The 18,928-nt window shown below is 70.7% G+C and carries 16 protein-coding genes; 8 read left to right on the forward strand and 8 right to left on the reverse strand.

Annotated elements, in window-relative coordinates:
* Positions 1–9 precede the first annotated feature (9 nt).
* The gene (locus tag ACWF62_RS11450) at positions 10–531 is read left to right on the forward strand and encodes a flavin reductase family protein (RefSeq protein WP_378508641.1); all 522 of its coding nucleotides are present in this window, start codon (positions 10–12) and stop codon (positions 529–531) included.
* 15 nt (positions 532–546) lie between these two features.
* Here ACWF62_RS11450 and ACWF62_RS11455 read toward each other — a convergent pair whose 3' ends face one another.
* Positions 547–1,461: an SGNH/GDSL hydrolase family protein gene (locus ACWF62_RS11455; RefSeq protein ID WP_378571365.1), complete on the reverse strand. Its 915-nt coding sequence runs from the start codon at positions 1,459–1,461 to the stop codon at positions 547–549.
* 169 nt (positions 1,462–1,630) lie between these two features.
* Between ACWF62_RS11455 and ACWF62_RS11460 the strand changes: the two genes are divergently transcribed.
* Complete coding sequence (locus ACWF62_RS11460; RefSeq protein WP_378571367.1) at positions 1,631–2,806, forward strand: NADH:flavin oxidoreductase; 1,176 nt, start codon at positions 1,631–1,633, stop codon at positions 2,804–2,806.
* A gap of 24 nt (positions 2,807–2,830) precedes the next feature.
* Here the strand turns inward: ACWF62_RS11460 and ACWF62_RS11465 are convergent, their stop codons facing one another.
* On the reverse strand, positions 2,831–3,508 hold the full coding sequence (locus ACWF62_RS11465; protein WP_378571369.1) for an SDR family oxidoreductase: 678 nt from the start codon (positions 3,506–3,508) through the stop codon (positions 2,831–2,833).
* 243 nt (positions 3,509–3,751) lie between these two features.
* Between ACWF62_RS11465 and ACWF62_RS11470 the strand changes: the two genes are divergently transcribed.
* From ACWF62_RS11470 to ACWF62_RS11480, 3 genes are all read left to right on the forward strand, one after another.
* Entirely contained in the window at positions 3,752–4,042 is a 291-nt protein-coding gene (locus ACWF62_RS11470; protein WP_378508637.1) for a hypothetical protein, read from the forward strand.
* 61 nt (positions 4,043–4,103) lie between these two features.
* Positions 4,104–5,438 (forward strand): glucosylglycerate hydrolase, encoded by a 1,335-nt coding sequence (gene ggh, locus ACWF62_RS11475; protein WP_452630110.1) that lies wholly within the window; start codon positions 4,104–4,106, stop codon positions 5,436–5,438.
* A 118-nt stretch (positions 5,439–5,556) separates the two neighbouring features.
* Positions 5,557–6,315: a glycoside hydrolase family 25 protein gene (locus ACWF62_RS11480; RefSeq protein WP_378571371.1), complete on the forward strand. Its 759-nt coding sequence runs from the start codon at positions 5,557–5,559 to the stop codon at positions 6,313–6,315.
* Positions 6,316–6,325: 10 nt separating this feature from the next.
* Here ACWF62_RS11480 and ACWF62_RS11485 read toward each other — a convergent pair whose 3' ends face one another.
* The 5 genes from ACWF62_RS11485 to ACWF62_RS11505 all read right to left on the reverse strand — a co-directional run bounded on the left by ACWF62_RS11485 (position 6,326) and on the right by ACWF62_RS11505 (position 14,732).
* Positions 6,326–8,404: a PhoX family protein gene (locus ACWF62_RS11485; protein ID WP_452630111.1), complete on the reverse strand. Its 2,079-nt coding sequence runs from the start codon at positions 8,402–8,404 to the stop codon at positions 6,326–6,328.
* A gap of 114 nt (positions 8,405–8,518) precedes the next feature.
* Entirely contained in the window at positions 8,519–9,268 is a 750-nt protein-coding gene (locus ACWF62_RS11490) for an amino acid ABC transporter ATP-binding protein (protein ID WP_378571375.1), read from the reverse strand.
* A 4-nt stretch (positions 9,269–9,272) separates the two neighbouring features.
* The gene (locus ACWF62_RS11495; protein ID WP_378508632.1) at positions 9,273–11,063 is read right to left on the reverse strand and encodes an ABC transporter substrate-binding protein/permease; all 1,791 of its coding nucleotides are present in this window, start codon (positions 11,061–11,063) and stop codon (positions 9,273–9,275) included.
* 29 nt (positions 11,064–11,092) lie between these two features.
* Positions 11,093–13,897, reverse strand: coding sequence for an FAD-binding and (Fe-S)-binding domain-containing protein (locus tag ACWF62_RS11500; protein WP_452630112.1), 2,805 nt, complete (start codon positions 13,895–13,897; stop codon positions 11,093–11,095).
* Between the two features lie 40 nt (positions 13,898–13,937).
* Entirely contained in the window at positions 13,938–14,732 is a 795-nt protein-coding gene (locus ACWF62_RS11505) for an LLM class F420-dependent oxidoreductase (protein WP_452630114.1), read from the reverse strand.
* Positions 14,733–14,874: 142 nt separating this feature from the next.
* Between ACWF62_RS11505 and ACWF62_RS11510 the strand changes: the two genes are divergently transcribed.
* A complete protein-coding gene (locus ACWF62_RS11510; RefSeq protein ID WP_378508629.1) occupies positions 14,875–15,354 on the forward strand; it encodes a nitroreductase family deazaflavin-dependent oxidoreductase in 480 nt (159 codons plus the stop codon).
* Positions 15,355–15,371: 17 nt separating this feature from the next.
* Here ACWF62_RS11510 and ACWF62_RS11515 read toward each other — a convergent pair whose 3' ends face one another.
* Positions 15,372–16,073, reverse strand: coding sequence for a hemerythrin domain-containing protein (locus ACWF62_RS11515; protein WP_452630115.1), 702 nt, complete (start codon positions 16,071–16,073; stop codon positions 15,372–15,374).
* A 198-nt stretch (positions 16,074–16,271) separates the two neighbouring features.
* Here ACWF62_RS11515 and ACWF62_RS11520 point away from each other — a divergent pair, with 198 nt between their 5' ends.
* The gene (locus tag ACWF62_RS11520) at positions 16,272–17,357 is read left to right on the forward strand and encodes an ABC transporter ATP-binding protein (protein WP_378508617.1); all 1,086 of its coding nucleotides are present in this window, start codon (positions 16,272–16,274) and stop codon (positions 17,355–17,357) included.
* 116 nt (positions 17,358–17,473) lie between these two features.
* Positions 17,474–18,760, forward strand: a complete 1,287-nt coding sequence (locus ACWF62_RS11525; RefSeq protein WP_378571386.1) for an ABC transporter substrate-binding protein — start codon at positions 17,474–17,476, stop codon at positions 18,758–18,760.
* The last annotated feature ends 168 nt before the right edge of the window (positions 18,761–18,928 follow it).

An 18,928-nucleotide genomic window follows, 5' to 3' on the forward strand; every position in this document is an offset into this window, starting at 1 on the left:
GAATCACACATGAGTGCAGAACAGACCGCTGTCGCCGAGCACATCGAGCTGTCCGGTCCCGACGCCGCCACCTTGCGCAAGGTGATGAGCCACTTCTGCACGGGCGTCGCGGTGATCACCGCGCACGACGGCGAGCGCCCCCTCGGGTTCACCTGCCAGTCCGTGGTGTCGCTGTCGCTCGAGCCGCCGTTCGTCTCGTTCTGCCCGACGAAGACGTCGAAGAGCTGGCCGCTGCTGCGCGAGGCCCGGCACCTGTGCATCAACGTGCTCGCGCACGACCAGAAGGACATCTGCGGCCAGTTCGCGACCAGCGGCGCCGACAAGTTCGCCGGCGTCTCCTGGTCGACGGCCCCGAACGGTGCGCCCGCGCTGGACGGCACGCTGGCCCGGATCGACGCGACCGTCGAGGTCGAGCACGACGCCGGTGACCACACCATCGTGATCGCCCGCATCACCGATCTGACCGCCGACGTCGATCGTCAGCCGCTGCTCTTCTTCAAGGGCGGCTACGGAGACTTCGCCGCGCACTGACCGGCCCGGCCCCGGTCAGGAGCCGTCGGCGAGCGATCCGGCCGCCGACCCGGATCCGAGTCCGGGCTCGGCTCCGGTCAACACCGGCAGGAACGTGTCGGCGATCACCTGGTGTCCCTCCCTGTTGGCGTGAATGTCCTTGTACGGGGTGCACATCCATGTCCATCGGCAGATCTGGGCGACATTGTGCGGCACCTCCCCGATGCCGGGGAGGGTGACGGGGTTGCCGAAATCGTTGTTGGCGAACGCCGCTGCGACGTCGGCGGTCTTCCAGTCGGCGGACGCGTTGGCGTCGGCGATGGTGGCGCTGAGCACGTTGTTAGCGACGGCGGTGGCGTTGGCGACGAGCCTGCCGGTGCCGCCGCCGATCCAGCCGGCGAGGGCCGGGTCGTAGTAGGTCATCCCGACGTAGCGGACGTCCGGGCCGCCCGCCTCCGTCAGCTGACTGTTCATCGTGGCGATGTTCTGCCGAATCGTCGCGAGTTCGTCTGTGATGCACCCGATGTCGGGTAGCCCGCCGGACCCCGATCCGCTGAGGCAGTGGTTGACGTCATTGCCGCCGATCCCCTCGCTGACGTACCGGACCTGCCCGCGATGCTCGGTGAGGAACCGTGTTGCCGCGTCGAGTTGCGAGGTCGCATCCGGGTACACGCACCTGCCGCCGTTCATCATCGTCTCGGTGGTCTCGCCGGCGCAGCCGAGCCGGACGTGTTGCAGGGTCGGCTCCTCGGCGCGCAGTGCGGCGTAGATCCGGTCGGTGTACGCGAAGTCCTCGTTGGTGGCGGTGTCCGGCTGGTATCCGGTGGCCAGGGAGTCCCCGAGCGAGACGTAGTAGGTCGGGGCGGGCGTCGGGTCCGCCCCGGCGGGCGCGACCGAGAGCAGGAGCGCGGCGGCGGCCGCGGATGCGAGGGTGATCAGGGTGTGACGCATGGGCGAACCTCCGTGGGTGGGCTGCCCGCGAGGCTAGGCCCCGCCCGCGGTGTCCGCCGACGTTCGCGCGGAATCGTTACCGCCCCGCGCGCACCGAAACGACAATTACGGTTCCACTGGTAACGGAATTGTCCTAGGCTCGGGTGACCCGCGACCGGAGGACATCGACGTGACCAACCCCGACGTGCTTGCGCCAGCCAAGCTCGGCCCGATCACCCTGCGCAACCGCATCATCAAGTCGGCCACCTTCGAGGGGAAGACCCCGAACGCCCTGGTCACCGACGACCTCATCGAGTTCCACCGGCGCCCCGCCGCCGGCGGGGTCGGGATGTCGACCGTGGCCTACTGCGCGGTCGCGCCCGAGGGCCGCACCGAGTACGGGCAGCTGTGGATGCGGCCCGAGGTGGTGCCCGGACTGCGCAGGCTCACCGACGCTATCCACGCCGAGGGGGCCGCCGCGTCCGCCCAGATCGGCCACGCCGGGCCGGTGGCCAACGCGAAGTCGAACGGGTATCCCGCCCTCGCTCCGTCCCCCTCCTTCAATCCGCTGAGCATGAAGATGACGCGGTCCGCGACCCGGGACGACATCGCCCGGATCACCGCCGCGCACGCGGACGCCGCGCGGCACGCGATCGAGGGCGGCTTCGACGCCGTCGAGATCCACTTCGGGCACAACTACTTCGCCAGCTCGTTCCTCAGCCGGGCGACGAACCATCGCAAGGACGGCTACGGCGGGTCGCTGGAGAACCGGGCCCGCATCGTCCGGGACATCGCGCTCGCCGTCCGGGAGGCGGTCGGCGACCGAATCGCGATCCTCGCGAAACTGAACATCGATGACGGTGTCCCCGGCGGCTTCTGGGTCGACGAGGCGATCCAGGTCGCGCAGTGGCTCGAGGCCGACGGCGGGCTGGACGCGCTGGAGCTGACGATGGGCAGCTCGCTGCTCAACCCGATGTACCTGTTCCGCGGCGACGCCCCGGTGCACGAGTTCGCGCAGGCGATGTCGCAGCCGCTGCTCCGGGCCGGGGTGAAGGCGGTCGGCAAGAAGTTCATCCGCACGTACCCGTACGAGCCGCTGTTTATGCTCGAGTCCGCCAGGCAGATCCGCGCCGCCGTCGACCTGCCGCTCGTGCTGCTCGGCGGCGTCACCGACCGGGCGGGCATGGACACCGCGATGGCGGAGGGGTTCCAGTTCGTCGCGATGGCCCGCGCCCTGCTCCGCGAACCCGACCTGGTCAACCGGATCGCCGCGGACGAGCGCACCCGGTCGCTGTGCATCCACTGCAACAAGTGCATGCCGACGATCTTCTCCGGCGCTCGCTGCGTGCTGGTGGAACGGAAGTAGCCGCCGCCCTGCGCGGTTGGCCGATCAGCGCCCGGTCGGGCGCAGCACGATCTCCGTCGGGTGCGCGTCGCGCGGCGCGTCCACGGCGCCCCGGACCGCCCGCGCGACCGAGGCGGTCGCGAGGAACCGCGCGGGCTCGTAGGTCCCGCCCTCCGCGGCGACGATCGCGCGCTGCATGTCGGTGTCGATCCGCCCCGGGTGGACGGAGGTGACGCGCAGCGCCGGTTCCTCCGCGCGCAGGGCATCGCCGAACGCACGCAGCGCGAACTTGCTCGCCGCATAGCCGCCCCATCCCGGGTTGGCGCGTAGGCCCGCACCCGAATTGATCAGCACCACATGGCCATTCGCGGAACGGAGCGCGGGAAGTAGCAGCCGGGTCAGCTCGACGACGGCAAGCACATTGGCCTCGTACATGTCCCGCCACGCCGCGATCGGGGTGCCCTCGACGGTGCCGATCTCCGCGACGCCTGCGTTGTGCACCAGGACGTCCAGCCGGTCGATGCCCGCGACCGCAGCGGCAACGGCGGCATGATCGGTCAGGTCCACCGGCCATCCGCGGGCCGAGTCGAGTTCGGCGACGATCGCGGTCAGCGAATCCGCCGTGCGGGCACCGAGGAGGAGGTCGTGGGTCGGGGCGAGCTCACGGGCGATGGCGGCGCCGAGGCCGCGGCCTGCCCCGGTGATCAGTGCTGTCGGGCGCATGGGTCGAACGATAGGCCCCCCGGAGCGGGACTCGGTCGATCGCGTCGACGGTGCATGTCGCGCGCTGCGGGGTGGCCGGGTCGTACCTAGACTCGAGAGGCCATGATCACCCCGCGCCGACGGGCGAAGGAGGTAGCGCGTCAGCTACATTCTGGTTACGAGTCTGGTGCCGTATCGGCGCCGTGGTCCGTGTTGTTCCACCGGACCGTGCGGACCCGGGCGAGCAGGAAGGAAGTCGCGAACATGGGATCCGGCAAGGAATCGAAGGGGTCCGGTGCAGCACCGGGCGGGAAGTCCGGGGGCGTCCCGTTCGCCGTCGGCGACAGCGTGGTGACCAGGGCCGACCCGGTGTCGGGCAAGGGTGATCCGACGCAGGAATCCGGCGTCATCGTCGACGATTTCGGTGGTGCGCTGGTCGAGGATGAGGCCGACTACGGCCGCGACTGGGCGCTCGCCAAGCGGTGGGCGATCAAGCTCGACGACGGGCGGCTGGTGTTCCGCAGCTCCGACGAGGTGTCCCGGCCCAAGGGCTGACGCACCGGCAACTCCCCGGCCCGGCGGGCATGGCGCCCCGGCGGGCCGCACACTGGTGGGCATGTCGGATCCCGGTTTCACGCCAACCCAGCTCGCGGCGCGCGCCGCCTACCTGCTGCGGGGCAATGATCTGGGAACGATGACCAGCGCCGCTCCCCGCCTGTACCCGCACATGTGGAGCTGGGACGCGGCCTTCGTCGCGGTGGGGCTGGCGCCGCTGAGCGTCGAGCGGGCCGTCGTCGAGCTCGACACCCTGCTCTCCGCGCAGTGGCGCAACGGAATGATCCCGCACATCGTGTTCGCGAACGGTGTCGACGGCTACTTCCCCGGGCCGGACCGCTGGGCGACCGAGCTGGCCGCGGCCGCCCCATCGACACCCCGGACCTCCGGGATCACCCAACCCCCGGTGCACGCCATCGCGGTGCAGCGGATCCTCGACCACTCCCGCAGGCACGGCCGCAGCACCCGCGCGGTCGCCGAGGAGTTCCTCGATCGCCGGTGGCCCGACCTGATGCGCTGGCACCGCTGGCTCGCACACGCCCGCGACCCGAAGGGGTCGGGCCGGGTGACGCTCTACCACGGCTGGGAGTCCGGTATGGACAACTCCCCGCGCTGGGATATGCCGTACGCCAACGTGATACCCGGGCCGGTGCCGGCCTATCGGCGTGCCGACACCATCATCGTCGAGGACCCGGCGCAGCGGCCCAGCGACGCCGAATACGACCGCTACCTGTGGCTGCTTGAGGAGATGAAGCAGGTCAGCTACGACGACACGGACCTGGCGTCGGCGATGAGCTTCGCGGTCGAGGACGTGTTCGTCAGCGCGATCTTCGCGCTCGCCTGCGACGTGCTCGCCACCATTGGCGAGGAGCATGCGGCCCCGCGCGCCGACGTCCGCGACCTGCACGAGTGGGCGGCCCGGTTCCGCGCCGGGGTCGTCGCGACCACCGACCCGCGGTCCGGCGCGGCCCGCGACCTCGACCTGCGGTCCGGACGGTGGATCGGCACCGACACGCTCGCGACGTTCGCGCCGCTGCTATGCGGCGGCCTGCCCCGCGACAGCGAACGGGCCCTGCTTCGGATCTTCGAGGGGCCCCGCTTCTGTGGGCATCCGGACCTGAAGTACGCGGTGCCCCCGTCGACGTCCCCGGTGTCCGCGGACTTCCGGGCCAGCGAGTACTGGCGCGGGCCGGTGTGGCCGGTGATGACGTGGCTGTTCTCCTGGTCGTTCGCGCGTCGCGGCTGGGCCGAGCGGTCCCGGCAGCTGCGCGCCGAGGGTCTCCGTCAGGCCAGTGACGGCAGCTTCGCCGAGTACTACGAGCCGTTCACCGGGGAGCCCCTCGGCAGCATGCAGCAGTCGTGGACGGCGGCGGCGGTCCTGGACTGGCTGGGCTGAGCGGGGACTGGCTGGGCTGAGCGGGGACTGGCTGGGCTGGGCGGGCCGCGTTCGAACAGGCGATAACGATTGTGTCGGCCGCCACATCACGGTTCGGGTATCGGTCTAGGGTCGTGCCATGACGTCGCCGCGCCGTGGTCGTATCCGACCTGCCCGTCGTATCCGACATGTCATCCGGTTCGCGCCACTGGTGGTGGCGGGGGCGCTTGCGATGGGCCTGCCCGGGGTGGCGGCCGCCGGACCCGTCAAGGGGCCGGACGTCGCGTCCTGGCAGCACCCGGGCGGCGCGGGCATCGATTGGTTCGCCGTCCGCGCGTCGGGGCATCAGTTCGCGATGGTCAAGGCCACCGAGGGCCTGAACTACGTCAACCCGTACTTCGTGCAGGACGGGATCGGGATGCGGCTCGCGGGCATGGTCCGCGGCGCCTACCACTACGCCGACGTCCGGGCGTCCCCGGAGGCGCAGGCCGCGTTCTTCGCGGCAACCGCGTTCCCGGTGGTCAGCGGCGGCCTTCCGCCGGTGCTGGACCTCGAGGACGCCAAGGGGCTGCCGCCGGCCGCGGTGATCGACTGGACCCGCCGCTACCTGAGGGCGGTCGAGTCGCTCACCGGGGACAAGCCGATCATCTACACGTACCCGCACTTCTGGCGGACCGCGATGGCGAACACCACCGAGTTCTCGCACTATCCGCTGTGGATCGCCGACTACAACGGCAAGAACCAGCCGGGACCGCTGCCCGGCGGGTGGTCGCACTGGACGTTCTGGCAGTACACCGACTCCGGCCGCATTCCCGGCGTCAACGCCGCGATCGACCTGAACATCTACGGCGGCGGCCTCGGCGACATCAACCGGTTCTCGAACCCGTTCGGCTCGTAACTCAGGTGCGCTACGACCCGACCGCGCCGCCCGCGCCGCGCCACACGGCGACCACGGACGGTCGCGGCTGCGCGGCGCCGCCGTCGGGCCAGTGTGACTGAGGCCTGTCGGCGCTTGCTCCGTCGACCTCGCCAGGATGCTGCACACACAACACGACCCGCCGGCCGTCGACGATGGGGCCGCACGTTTCGCCGCCCTTCGGGACGGTGAGGAACTGCTTGGTCTCGCCGCGCCGCTCCCCCTCCAACGCGACCGCGAACAGGCCATCGTTCGACTTGAGTGCGTTGCCGTCGGTGGAGATCCACAGGTTGCCGTGCGGGTCGAACGCCAGGTTGTCCGGGCAGGAGATCGGGCTGACCTGTGTCTTGTCGAAGCCGCCGAAGTAGGTGTCGGCGGCGGCCGGGTCACCACACACCAGCAGCAGGTTCCACACGAAGTCGGTGCCCGCGTGGTCGTCCTCGATCTCGAGCACCTGGCCGTTCTTGTTGTTGCTGCGCGGGTTCGCCTCGTCCGCCTGCGCCTTCCCGTCGGTGCCGCGCTGGCTGTTGTTCGTCAGGGCGACGTACACCTTGCCGGTCTTCGGGTTGGGCTCGAAGTCCTCGGGCCGGTCCATCTTGGTTGCGCCGACCTTGTCCCCGGCGATCCGGGTGAAGACCGCCACTTCCTCGGCCGACATGTCGTCGACGAGGGACTCGCCGCGGCCGTCCTCCCCGGTGCGCAGGATCGGGATCCACTCTCCCTTGCCGGAGAACCGGCCGTCGGACGGCAGCTTCCCAGAACCGTCGACCTCGTCGGGTGAGTCACCGCTGAGCTTCGCGACGTACAGGGTGCCCGCATCGAGGATCGTCAGGTTGTGCCGCATGCTGGCCTGTCCGCCGCCGGGCACCATCTTGCGGCTGGAGACAAACTTGTACATGTAGTCGAACCGCTCGTCGTCGCCGCTGTACGCGACGACGGTGCCGTCACCGGTGACGTGGATGGTCGCCGCCTCGTGCTTGAACCGTCCTAGGGCGGTGTGCTTGATCGGCGTCGACGCCGGATCCCACGGGTTGACCTCGACGACATAGCCGAACCGGTTGGCCTCGTTGGGTTCCTGCGTGAGGTCGAAGCGGTGGTCGAGGCGTTCCCACTTGCGTTCGCTGGCGTCGCCGGACAGGCCGTACCGCTTGAGGCGCGCGGCCGCGGTGGCGTCGGTGACCTGTGCGGCGTTCGCGAAATACTGGTTGAAGTTCTCCTCGCCGGACAGCACGGTGCCCCACGGGGTGAGCCCGCCCGCGCAGTTGTTCAGGGTGCCGAGGACCTTGGTTCCGGTCGGGTCGGCGGACGTCCTGAGCAGTGCCGAGCCGGCCGCCGGACCGGTGACGTGGAATTCGGTGGTCGCGGTGATGCGGCGGTTCTGCGGGCCGAATTCCGGGGTGAGACGGCCGGACTGAAAGTCGCCGCGGACCTTGACGACCGACAGGCCGTGCGCGGCGAGCCCGATCCGGATCTGCTCGTCGGTCGGGTTCTCGGGGTCGTAGCCGTGGAACATGAACGGCTCGGTGCTGTACTCGTGATTGACGACGAGCAGGTAGGCGAGCGGCTCCCCGGGGATCGGGAGCAGGCCGGCGAAGTCGTTGTTGAAGCCGAACTGCCGCTCCTGTGCCGCGGCAGTCTGGTTCGCGAAGTCGAAGGCGGGCGCGTCCGGCAGCACCGGGTCACCCCAGCGGATGACGACGGCCTGCTCGTATCCGGCGGGGACGACGACCTCGTCGAGGGTGTTCGGCGCGACCGGGGCGAACCCCATTCCCGGCGCGGAGCTGCCGCCTTCGAGTGAGCCACCGCCCAGCGAACCGGTCTGCGCCGTCGCGTCGTTCGAGCACCCGGCGAGGACACCACCCGCCCCGACCGCAAGGACGGTGGTCGCGCCCGCCTTGAGTGCCCCGCGCCGCGACAGGACGGTGCGCACGATGTCGCCGAAATACTCGCCGCCCGAGGTGTTGGGCACGTCGTGGGAACAGGCGTCGCCGCACTTGTAGCGGCAGGTCACGTTCGACCGCGAGGACTGGCCGTCGTGAGTCACGAAAAGGGCAAGGGGCTTGAGCTTCACAGGTACTCCTGGCAGAAGGGCGACGACCCGGCGACCGTAGAAGGCGCAAGTAATGGAATGGGAACGTCCGGGTGAACGCGCACCCAACGTGGGTCCGACTGCCGGGGACCGCGGTTACAGCACCTGCGAGAGGAAGTTCTGCAGCCGTTCGGTCTGCGGATCGTCGAACAGTGCGTCGGGTGCACCCGTCTCCACCGCGACGCCGCCGTCCATGAACAGGACGGTATCGGACACCGTTCGCGCGAAACCCATTTCGTGGGTGACGACGATCATCGACATGCCGCCCGCGGCCAGGTCGCTCATCAGCGCGAGGACCCCCTTGACGAGTTCGGGGTCGAGTGCGGAGGTGGCCTCGTCGAAGAACATGATCTCCGGCCGCATCGCCAGCGCCCGCGCGATCGCGACCCGCTGCTGCTGCCCACCGGACAGGTTCGCCGGCCGCGAATCCGCCTTCGCGCGCAGCCCGACGAGGTCGAGCTGTTCGAGGGCCAGTTCGCGCGCCGCGTCCCTGGTCAGGCCCCGCAGCTTCCTGGGTCCGAGGGCGACGTTGTCGGCGACGGTGCGGTGCGGGAACAGGTTGAACTGTTGGAACACCATGCCGATCCGCTGCCGCAGCGCGTCGGGGTCGTCGCGCAGCACCGAGCGGCCGTCGAGGAGGATGTCGCCGGCGTCGGGTTCGTGGAGCCGGTTGAGCACCCGCAGCAGCGTCGACTTCCCGGACCCGGACGGGCCGATGACCGACGTGGTTGCCCCGGCGTCGACATGGACGTCCACGCCGCGCAGGATCTTGTTGCTGCCGAACGCGAGGTGCAGTCCGGTCCCGGTCAGGGATCCGGAGCGGGTGTCGGCGGTGGGTGCGGTCAACGTCCTATCCCCTCTCCACGACGATCGCCTGGTCGAGCTCGTCGAGGGTGCCGGAGGTGTCGGCCTTCCCGGTTCGCAGCCGCTTGTCGATGTGGTTCACCAGGTGCGTGAGCGGAATCGTCAACACCAGGTAGAACAGGCCGGCCGCGACGAGCGGCGACAGGTTCCCGGTCTGCGCGTTCAGATCCCGGCCGACGGCGAACAGTTCCCGCTGGGTGGCGAGCAGGCCGAGGAAGTAGATCAGTGACGAGTCCTTGATCAGCGCGATGAACTGGTTCATCAACGCGGGCAGCACCCGGCGCACCCCCTGCGGGATCACCACCAGGGTCATCGCCCTGCGGTAGCCGAATCCGATGGCCCGCGCGGCCTCCATCTGTCCCGGTTCGACGCTCTGGATCCCGGACCGGAAGATCTCCCCGATGTAGGCGGCGGCCAGCAGCGCCAGCGCCGCGGCGCCGAGCCAGTAGGGGTTGTTCCCGGTGAGGTTCTTGACCAGGGGGCCGACCCCGAGACCGACGATCAGGATGATCACCACCGCGGGCAGGCCGCGGAAGACGTCGGTGTAGACGCGGGCAGGCCACCGCAGCCACCGGGTCCGGGAGATGCCTGCCATCGCGAGCAGCATCCCGAGGATGGTGCCGACGATGCCGGAGGTGAGGGCGAGGATCACCGTGTTCGGGAGCCCGGTCGTGAGCAGGTCGGGGATCGCCTTGCGGTACAACTCCCAGTTGAAGAACGTGTCCCGGAGCTGCGCGGCCGTCGATTTCGGGGCGGTCTGCTCGGCGGCGGGATCCTGCGCGTGTTCGGCGGCCAACGCCGCGAAGTCGGGCAGCACCGGCTCCGGTGCTGCCCGACTGCCGGGCTTCCATCCGGGCGGCAGCTGACGCGGCACCCACTCCGAGTACAGCCGCGACCAGGTGCCGTCGGCGATGACTGCATCGAGGCCGGAGTTCAGCGCGTCGATCAGGGGCTGGTTGCCCGGCGCCACCGCCCACCCGACGAAGTTGTTGAGGCTGAAGGTGTTCTGCACGATCGAGGTGGCGTCGCCGGGTTTGATCGCGCCCTCCGCCTGCTGCGACGGGGCCACCCAGGCGTCGATCTGCCCGGACTTGAGGTTCGCGTACGCGGTGTTGTAATCCGGGAATTTCACCGGGTCCAGCTTCAGCGTGTTGACGACGTAGTCGTCCTGCACGGTGCCCTGCACCACCCCGATCCTGGTGCCCGCGTTCAGGTCCGAGAACGATCGGACCGGCCCGCCGTTCGGGGCGACCAGGGAGAAGTAGCCGAAATCGTAGCCGTTGGTGAAGCCGACGGTCCTGCGGCGGTCGTCGGTGGTGGTGATCGACGACGAGCCGACGTCGAACCGGCGGTTCGCGACCTGGGAGAGCAGACCGGCGAATTCGGTGCCCGAGAACTGGATCTGCAGGCCGAGCTTCGCGGCGATCGCCCGCAGCAGCTCGTTGTCGAAACCGGTGAAGGTGCCCGCGGAGTTGACGCAGATGCTCGGCGGCGCGTCGGAGAGGGTCCCGACGCTGATCGTTCCCGGCACGATCAGCCCAAGCGCGGCGGTGTCGATCCGGTCGAGGGGCGTCGTCGTCGCGGTGGTGTACCGGTCCTCCCCCGCCGCGGCGGCAGCGGCGTCCAGGTTCGTCGGGGCCGCCGCAGCCGCACCGACCCCGGGCGGCGAGCACAGGTCGGTGGTCGAGCCACCCGATCCCGCGCCGCACGCGGTGACGGCCCCCGCCACCAGCACCATCAGCAGCGCGAGTACCCACAGCCTGACCGATCGGGTCATGGCGTGAGCCTAATCGCATCGGCGCCGTCTCACCGGGTGGCAGCGTCCGACCCGCCCGCGCCGTCCAGCAGTTCGGCCAGGTGCAGGCTGCGGATCCCGGCGAGGTCCCGGATCTGAGTACTGCAGGAAAATCCGTCGGCCAGCACCGTCGCGCCGGGGTGGTCCCGGATCTGCTGCAGGACACCCGCTTCGGCGATGCGGACGGAAATCTCGTAGTGACCCTTCTCCATGCCGAAGTTGCCGGCCAGCCCGCAGCAGCCCGCCACGGTGACGACGTCCGCGCCCGCGGCGCGCAGGACCCGGAGGTCGGCGTCGTAGCCCATCACCGCGTGCTGATGGCAGTGCGGCTGCACGACCACCGGCAGCCCGTCCAGGCGGGGCGGGCGCCAACCGGCCCGCATCGCGGCGTCGAGCAGCTCGCCGAGGGTGCGGACCGATTCCGCCACGGCGGCGGCCCGCGGGTCGCCGGGCAGCAGTTCGGTCAGGTCCGACCGCAGCACCGCGGTGCACGACGGTTCCACCCCGACGATGGCCCGGCCCGCCGCGACGTGGCCGCCGAGCCGGTGCACGGTATCCCGCAGCCTGCGTTTCGCGGCGTCGAGCTGCCCGGTGGTGATCAGTGTCAGTCCGCAGCAGGCGCCGGGAGCGGCGATCTCGACGCCGTAGCCCGCGTCCTCAAGCAGCCGGACGGCCGCGTGTCCGGGTCCGGGACGGAAGTACTCGGTGAACGAATCCGACCACAGCACAATGGAACCAAGGGGAGCTGGGCCGTCTCGGCGAGGGTCGGCCGTCGACGCCGTGAACCGGCGGCGGGCGAGCTCGACCATCGACCGGCGGGTGTCGACGCCCGCCAGCGCCAGCATCGGCCTCGCGACCGCCCGGCGCCGGGTCGCGGCGTTGACCAGGGCCGCGACCGGTGACGCCAGTCTCGCCCAGGTCGGCAGCCGGCCCAGCGTGTAGTGGCTGATCGGCCGGACCCTGCCCCGGTATGCGCGGTACAGGGTCTCGGACTTGTAGCTGGCCATGTCGATGCCGGTCGGGCACTCGCTGCCGCACGCCTTGCAGGACAGGCACAGGTCCAGCGAGTCGCGGACCTCGGTGGCGTTCCAGCCGCGGATCAGGCTGCCGTTCGCCATGTCCTGCAGCACCCGGGCGCGGCCGCGGGTGGAGTCCTTCTCGTCGCGGGTGGCCCGGTACGACGGGCACATGAACCCGTCGTCGGCGCGGCACTTCCCGACACCGACGCAGCGGTGCACCGCCCTCGACAGGTCACCCCCGTCGGATGTGAACCCGAACCCGCCCGTCGCGGGCAGGGGAAGTGCCGCTGGCCTGCGCAGGTTGTGGTCGAACGGTTCCGGGTCGACGATGACGCCGGGGTTGCACAGATTGTCGGGGTCGAACAGGGCCTTGAACGCGCGGAACGCCGCCAGCGCTGCCGGGGAGTACATGTCGGCGAGCAGCTCGCCGCGGGCGCGGCCATCGCCGTGCTCCCCGGACGGCGACCCGCCGTGCCCGAGGACGAGATGCGAGGCGGCCCGGATGAACGGCCGCATCTCCTCCGGACGGTCCTCGAGCGGCAGGTCGATCCGCACGTGCACGCACCCGTCCCCGAAGTGCCCGTAGACGAGCCCCTCGACGCCGTGATCGGTCATCAGGTCGTCGAACTCGCGCAGGTACCGGCCGAGCCGTTCCGGCGGGACCGCGGCATCCTCCCAGCCGGGCCACGCCTGACCGCCCGACGCGGTGCGACCGGCGAGCCCGGCGCCGTCGGCGCGGATCTTCCACAGCCGCGCGGCGTCCGGGCCCGGGGGGAGCACCGCCGCGTCGACGGCGTTGCTCGCCGCGATCAGCAGGCGTCCCGCGTCCAGCCCGTCCGCCACGGTGTCGCCCGCCATCTCGACGAACAACCAGCCGCGGCCACGCGGCAGCGCAGGGACCGCGCCGTTGCCGTGCACGCGGCGCACCACGTCCACCAGCCGGGAATCCATGCCCTCCATCGCAAGCGGCTTGAACGGCAACAGGTTCGGCACGTCGTCGGCGGCATCGGGCATGCTGTCGTAGCCGAGCACCGCCAGGGCGGGTGCCGCCGAGGCGGGGTGCAGCCGCACCGTCGCCTCCAGCGCGAGGCCGCAGGTGCCCTCGGTGCCGACCAACGCGCGGGCCAGGTGGTGCCCGCGCTCGGGCAGCAGGTGCTCGAGCGAGTATCCGGACACCTGCCGGGAGAACCGGCCCAGCTCGGTGCGCAACACCGCGAGGTTGGCCGTGGTGAACCGGTCCAGCCCGTCGACGACGGACGGGTCATCGGCCGCGACGAACCGGCGGCCGTCACCGGTCAGCCAGTCCATCTCGACGACATTGTCGGAGGTCCGGCCGTAGGCGAGGGCGTGGGGGCCGCAGGCGTTGTTGCCCAACGTTCCACCGACCGTGCACCGGGTGTGGGTGGACGGGTCGGGCCCGAACCGGAGGCCGTGCGGGGCGGCGGCCGCCGCGAGCCGAGCCAGGACGACGCCCGGCTGCACGCGGGCGGTGCGGGCCACCGGGTCGACGTCGAGGATCCCGTTCATGTGGCGACTGAAGTCGAGCACCAGCCCAGGCCCGATCGCGTTCCCGGCGACGGAGGTGCCCGCGCCCCGGCCGGTCAGCGGGATCCGGTGGGCCGCGCAGATCTCGCGGACCGCGAGCACGTCCGCGGCGTCGCGGGGGGCGACCACCCCGCGCGGGACCACGCGGTAGTTCGAGGCGTCGGTGGAGTATTCGGCGCGACGCCGGGCGGAGAAGTCCACCTCGCCCGCGATGGCGCTGCGCAGGTCCGCTTCGAGTCGGTCGACGGGCACCGGGTCGCGCCTCACGTTGCTCGGCTTCGGGGCGCGGCGCTCACGCCAGCCCGGCGAGAGCCTGCGGAAACCGGTCGTCGCGCCAGCGCACGGCCTCCGCGACGACGCTCAGGTCGTAGCCGGGGCCGCCGGTCCCGACCGTGAACAGGGTGACGCCCGCGTCGACGAAGGCCTGGGCCTCGTCGGCACCCGGCCACGGGACGGACCGTTCGATGTGTTCGGCGTCCCGCCCGACGTCGCCCGCATGCCCGGCGAGCACCCGCGACTTGTGCCGCAGCGCGTCGAGGTCGGCGAAGCTGTGCCAGATGTCGGCGTACTCGGCGACCAGCCGCAGCGTCTTGCGTTCCCCGCCGCCCCCGATCAGGACCGGAATGTGGCGTGTCGGGGCGGGATTCAGCTTCCCGATGCGGGCCCGGATCCGGGCCAGGTACTCCCCGAGCAGCCGCAGGCGGCTGCCCGCGGTGCCGAAGTCGTAGCCGTACTCGGTGTAGTCCCGTTCGAACCAGCCGCCGCCGATGCCGAGGATCAGCCTGCCGCGGCTGATGTGGTCGACGGTGCGGGCCATGTCGGCGAGCAGGTCCGGGTTGCGGTAGCCGCCGCCCGAGACGAGCGCCCCGATCTCGACCCGCTCGGTCTGCTCGGCCCACGCGCCGAGCATCGTCCAGCATTCGAAGTGCGCACCGCCGGGGTCGCCGGTGAGGGGATAGAAGTGATCCCAGGTGAAGACGATGTCCACGCCGAGGTCCTCGGCCCGGAGCACCGCATCCCGGAGCAGCTGATACTCCGGGGCGTGCTGGGGTTGGAGTTGGACACCGATGCGGACGGGTCGGGGCATGGGCACTCCTGGGGGTGAGGACCGCGGCTGGACGGTGAACTCCGGGGACCTCTCACGGTAGCCCCGCGCGTCACCTGCCGCAGGGGTCGCTGCGGTCTACCGTCGATGGTGGTTCGTGTCCAACCCAGGAAGAGGTGCAGCCATGAAGGTCGTCGCGCAACCCGGGCCCCCGACCGGTGTCCGCAGGCTGCTGTTCCGAACCCCGATCCGGCTGTATCGCGCCCGCCTGGGGTGGCTGCTCGGCGGCCGATTCCTGCTGCTGCACCACCGCGGCAGGAAGAGCGGACTGCCCCGTGAGGTGGTGCTCGAGGTGGTCGAGCACTCCCCGGACGGCAGCTACGTCATCGCATCGGGATTCGGGAAGGGGTCGGATTGGTATCGCAATCTGCTCGCCGCCCCGGACACCACCATCCAGGTCGGCCGCCGCACCCTCGCGGTGCACGCGGCGACGATCGACCCGGACACCGGCGCCGACCTGATGGCGCGCTATGCGACCCGCCATCCCCGCGCGGGGCGGGCGCTGTGCCGGCTGATGGGGTTCGAGGTGGACGGCACGCCCGCTGACTTCGCCGCAGCGGGACGGCTGATCCCGTTCGTGCGGCTGGTGCCCGCCGCGCCCTGAGTCCGACCGATCGTTGCTCAGCCTTCCGCTGAAAGCTGTTGCGACGGAACGTCCGCGGCGGCGGTGCCCTTCCACAGGTCCGCGAAGTGGTGCCGGTTGTGCGGCCCGAGCACGTGCAGCATCACAAAGCGCGGCACCGGACCGACCAGGTGGACGAGGTGGTCGCTGCCCACCGCGTCCAACCCGTCGAGGATCCACACCCCCTCCCGGCCCAGTTGCCGGATCGACTTGGGCTTGATGTTGCATTCGTCGTCCCACGCGCGCCACTCGCCGTCGGTGATGCTGGCCGACACGACCGGCATCATCTGACGTTCCTCGCGGTCCAGGTGCGGGAGCAGCACCGCCGACAGCCGGGTGAGGGCCGCCTCCAGGACGTCCTGCGCCCCCGGGACACCGTCGCGGAGGTCGCGCGCGGCCGCGTCCACGTCGTCGATCGCCGGATCGATGAGGGCGTGATCGCGCTGCATCTGGGCGACCAGGTCCGCCGACTCGGGGTTGTGCTCGACGACCCTCGGGTAGAGGACGGTGTCCTCCCCCTCGTGGTGGTGTCGCAGGAACTCCATCATCCACAGCGCGTGATCGGCCAACTCGACGCGGCGATCGTCGTCCGGAGGTCCGGAACCGAGAACAATCTGCAGGCGGAGCAGGTCCCGCCGAAGGGCGGAGTGGACGATCCCCATTACCCGGGTGTCCGCGGGGGCGTCGAGGTCCGGTTTCATGGTCGTTGCCTCCTGTGCTGCGGCCCGCGCCCGCGGGCCGATCCGGCCATGTCCATTGTCCGTCGCGGAACGTCCCGCGTGAACCCCGCGCACGGGACCGACTGCGCCGCGGCGCTGCCCTGCGATACTGTCCGGCGCAGCACCACGACCATGGATCGTCCGGCGCGTACGCCGCCGGTGAAGGGAACGACGCACCCGATGGCGACAGTCACCTACGACTCGACCACCTGCCTGTTCCCCGGCTCCGACACTCCGGCCGTGGACCGCCTGCAACTCGACATCGCGGACGGCGAGTTCCTCGTCCTGGTCGGGCCGTCCGGCTGCGGCAAGTCCACCTCGCTGCGGATGCTCGCCGGCCTCGAGGACGTGCACTCCGGGCGGATCTTGATCGGCGACCGGGACGTCACCGGCGCGGAACCGAAGGACCGGGACATCGCGATGGTGTTCCAGAACTACGCCCTGTACCCGCACATGTCGGTCGCGGAGAACATGGGCTTCGCGCTCAAGCTGGCGAAGACCCCGAAGGACGAGATCGCGCGCCGCGTCAAGGAGGCGGCGACGATGCTCGACCTCGAGCCGTACCTGGACCGCAAGCCGAAGGCCCTCTCCGGTGGCCAGCGGCAGCGGGTCGCGATGGGTCGGGCGATCGTCCGGCAACCGCAGGTGTTCCTGATGGACGAGCCGCTGTCCAACCTCGACGCGAAGCTCCGGGTGCAGACCCGCACCCAGATCGCGCAGCTGCAGCGTCGTCTCGGCACCACCACCGTCTACGTCACCCACGACCAGGTGGAGGCGATGACGATGGGCGATCGGGTCGCGGTCCTCAAGGACGGGGTGCTGCAGCAGTGCGCCTCGCCGCGGGAGCTGTACTCCCGGCCGGCGAACGTCTTCGTCGCCGGGTTCATGGGGTCGCCGTCGATGAACCTGTTCACCCTGCCCGTCGCCGACGGCGGCGTCCGGTTCGGGGAGATCGTGGTGCCGGTGCCCCGCGACACCCTCGGTCGGGCCCGCGCCGCCGAGGTGATCCTCGGGGTCCGGCCCGAACACCTGGAGCCGACCGACGGCGGCACCGACACCGGCGTCGAGATGGAGGTCGACGTGGTCGAGGAACTCGGGTCCGACGCCTACGTCTACGGTCGCGCGGCCGGGGCGGGGGCGAGCCAGACCATCGTCGCCCGCGCGGACTGGCGGCGGCCGCCGCGGCCGGGCGCCCGGGTGCGGTTGCATCTCGACCCGGCCGAGATCCACCTGTTCTCCGTCGCCGACGGCCGACGGCTCGGGTGACCGCACCGATCCAGTGCGGGGGTAATCGCCGAAATCGCCCGCGTGTCGTGCCACAGTAGGCGACGACACACGCCCCGGCCCGAGGCCGGAGACACGTCCCTTTCGAAAGGTGGACCATGCGTTCTTTCAACACGCGGTCGCGGATCGCGGTGGCGGCATCGGCCGCCCTGCTGCTCGCGCTCGCCGGCTGTTCCAGTGACAACGGGTCGAGCGGCGGCGGCAGCGTCGACGAGGCCGTCGGCCAGAACCTCGACGGCCGCGGCGCGATCACGTTCGCGATGGGCAAGAACGACGTCGACAAGCTGCAGCCGGTGATCGAGAAGTGGAACGCCGCGCACCCCGACGAGCAGGTCACCCTCAAGGAACTCGCGGGTGAGGCCGACGACCAGCGCAACCAGCTGGTGCAGTCCCTGCAGGCGGGCAACGCCGACTACGACGTGATGGCACTCGACGTCACCTGGACCGCGGAGTTCGCCGCGAACGGCTGGCTGCAGCCGCTGGAGGGCGAGCTGGCAATCGATACGGCGGCGCTGCTGCCCGCGACCGTCGACAGCGCCACCTACCGCGGCACCCTGTTCGCCGCGCCGCAGAACACCAACGCCCAGCTGCTGTACTACCGCACCGACCTGGTGCCCGCCGCCCCCGCGGACTGGAAGGCGCTCACCGACAGCTGCGCCGTCGCGACCGAGAAGTCCGTCGACTGCCTGGTCACCCAGCTCAAGCAGTACGAGGGCCTGACCGTCAACAGCACCCAGTTCATCAACTCGTGGGGCGGCTCGGTCGTCGCCGACGACGGTAAGACCCCCGAGGTCGAGTCGCCGGAGTCGAAGGCCGGTCTGCAGGCGATGGTCGACGCGTACACCGCAGGGCAGATCGCGAAGCGGTCCACCTCGTTCACCGAGGAGGAGACCAACCTCGCGTTCGTCGGCGGCGAGTCGCTGTACGCATACAACTGGCCGTACATGTACACCAACGCGGAGAAGGACGGGTCCGCGGTGCAGGGCAAGGTCGCCGTCGCCCCGATCGTCGGCCCGGCAGGCGCCGGTGCCTCCACCCTCGGCGGCTACAACGACGGCATCAACGTCTTCTCGAAGAGCAAGGCCACCGCGCGGGACTTCGTCGCGTTCATCCAGAACCCGGAGAACCAGATGTCGTTCGCTGACGCCTCGTTCCCGCCGGTCCTGGCCTCGGTGTACGACGATCCGGCGCTGATCGCGAAGTACCCGTACCTGCCCGCGCTGAAGGCGGCGCTGGAGAACGCGCAGCCGCGCCCGGTGACGCCGTACTACAGCCAGATTTCGAAGGCGATCCAGGACAACGCGACCGCCGCGCTGACCGGCAAGGTGACGGTCGACCAGGCCGCGGCGGACATGTCCGCCGCGATCGTCAACGCCGCGAAGTAGGCCCCGGGCGGCCTGCCGGTTCGGCAGATTCACGCGAGACGAGGAAATCAGGTAGTTCACGATGGCTGACTCTGCCGAGCCGCGCCCCAACGGCGGGGGAGAGGAGGGGGAAGGAGGTGGAGCGAGGGGGGTGAGGCCGACCGCCCCCCCGAGCCCCACACACCCAAC

The organism is Rhodococcus sp. NPDC054953 (assembly GCF_053609225.1).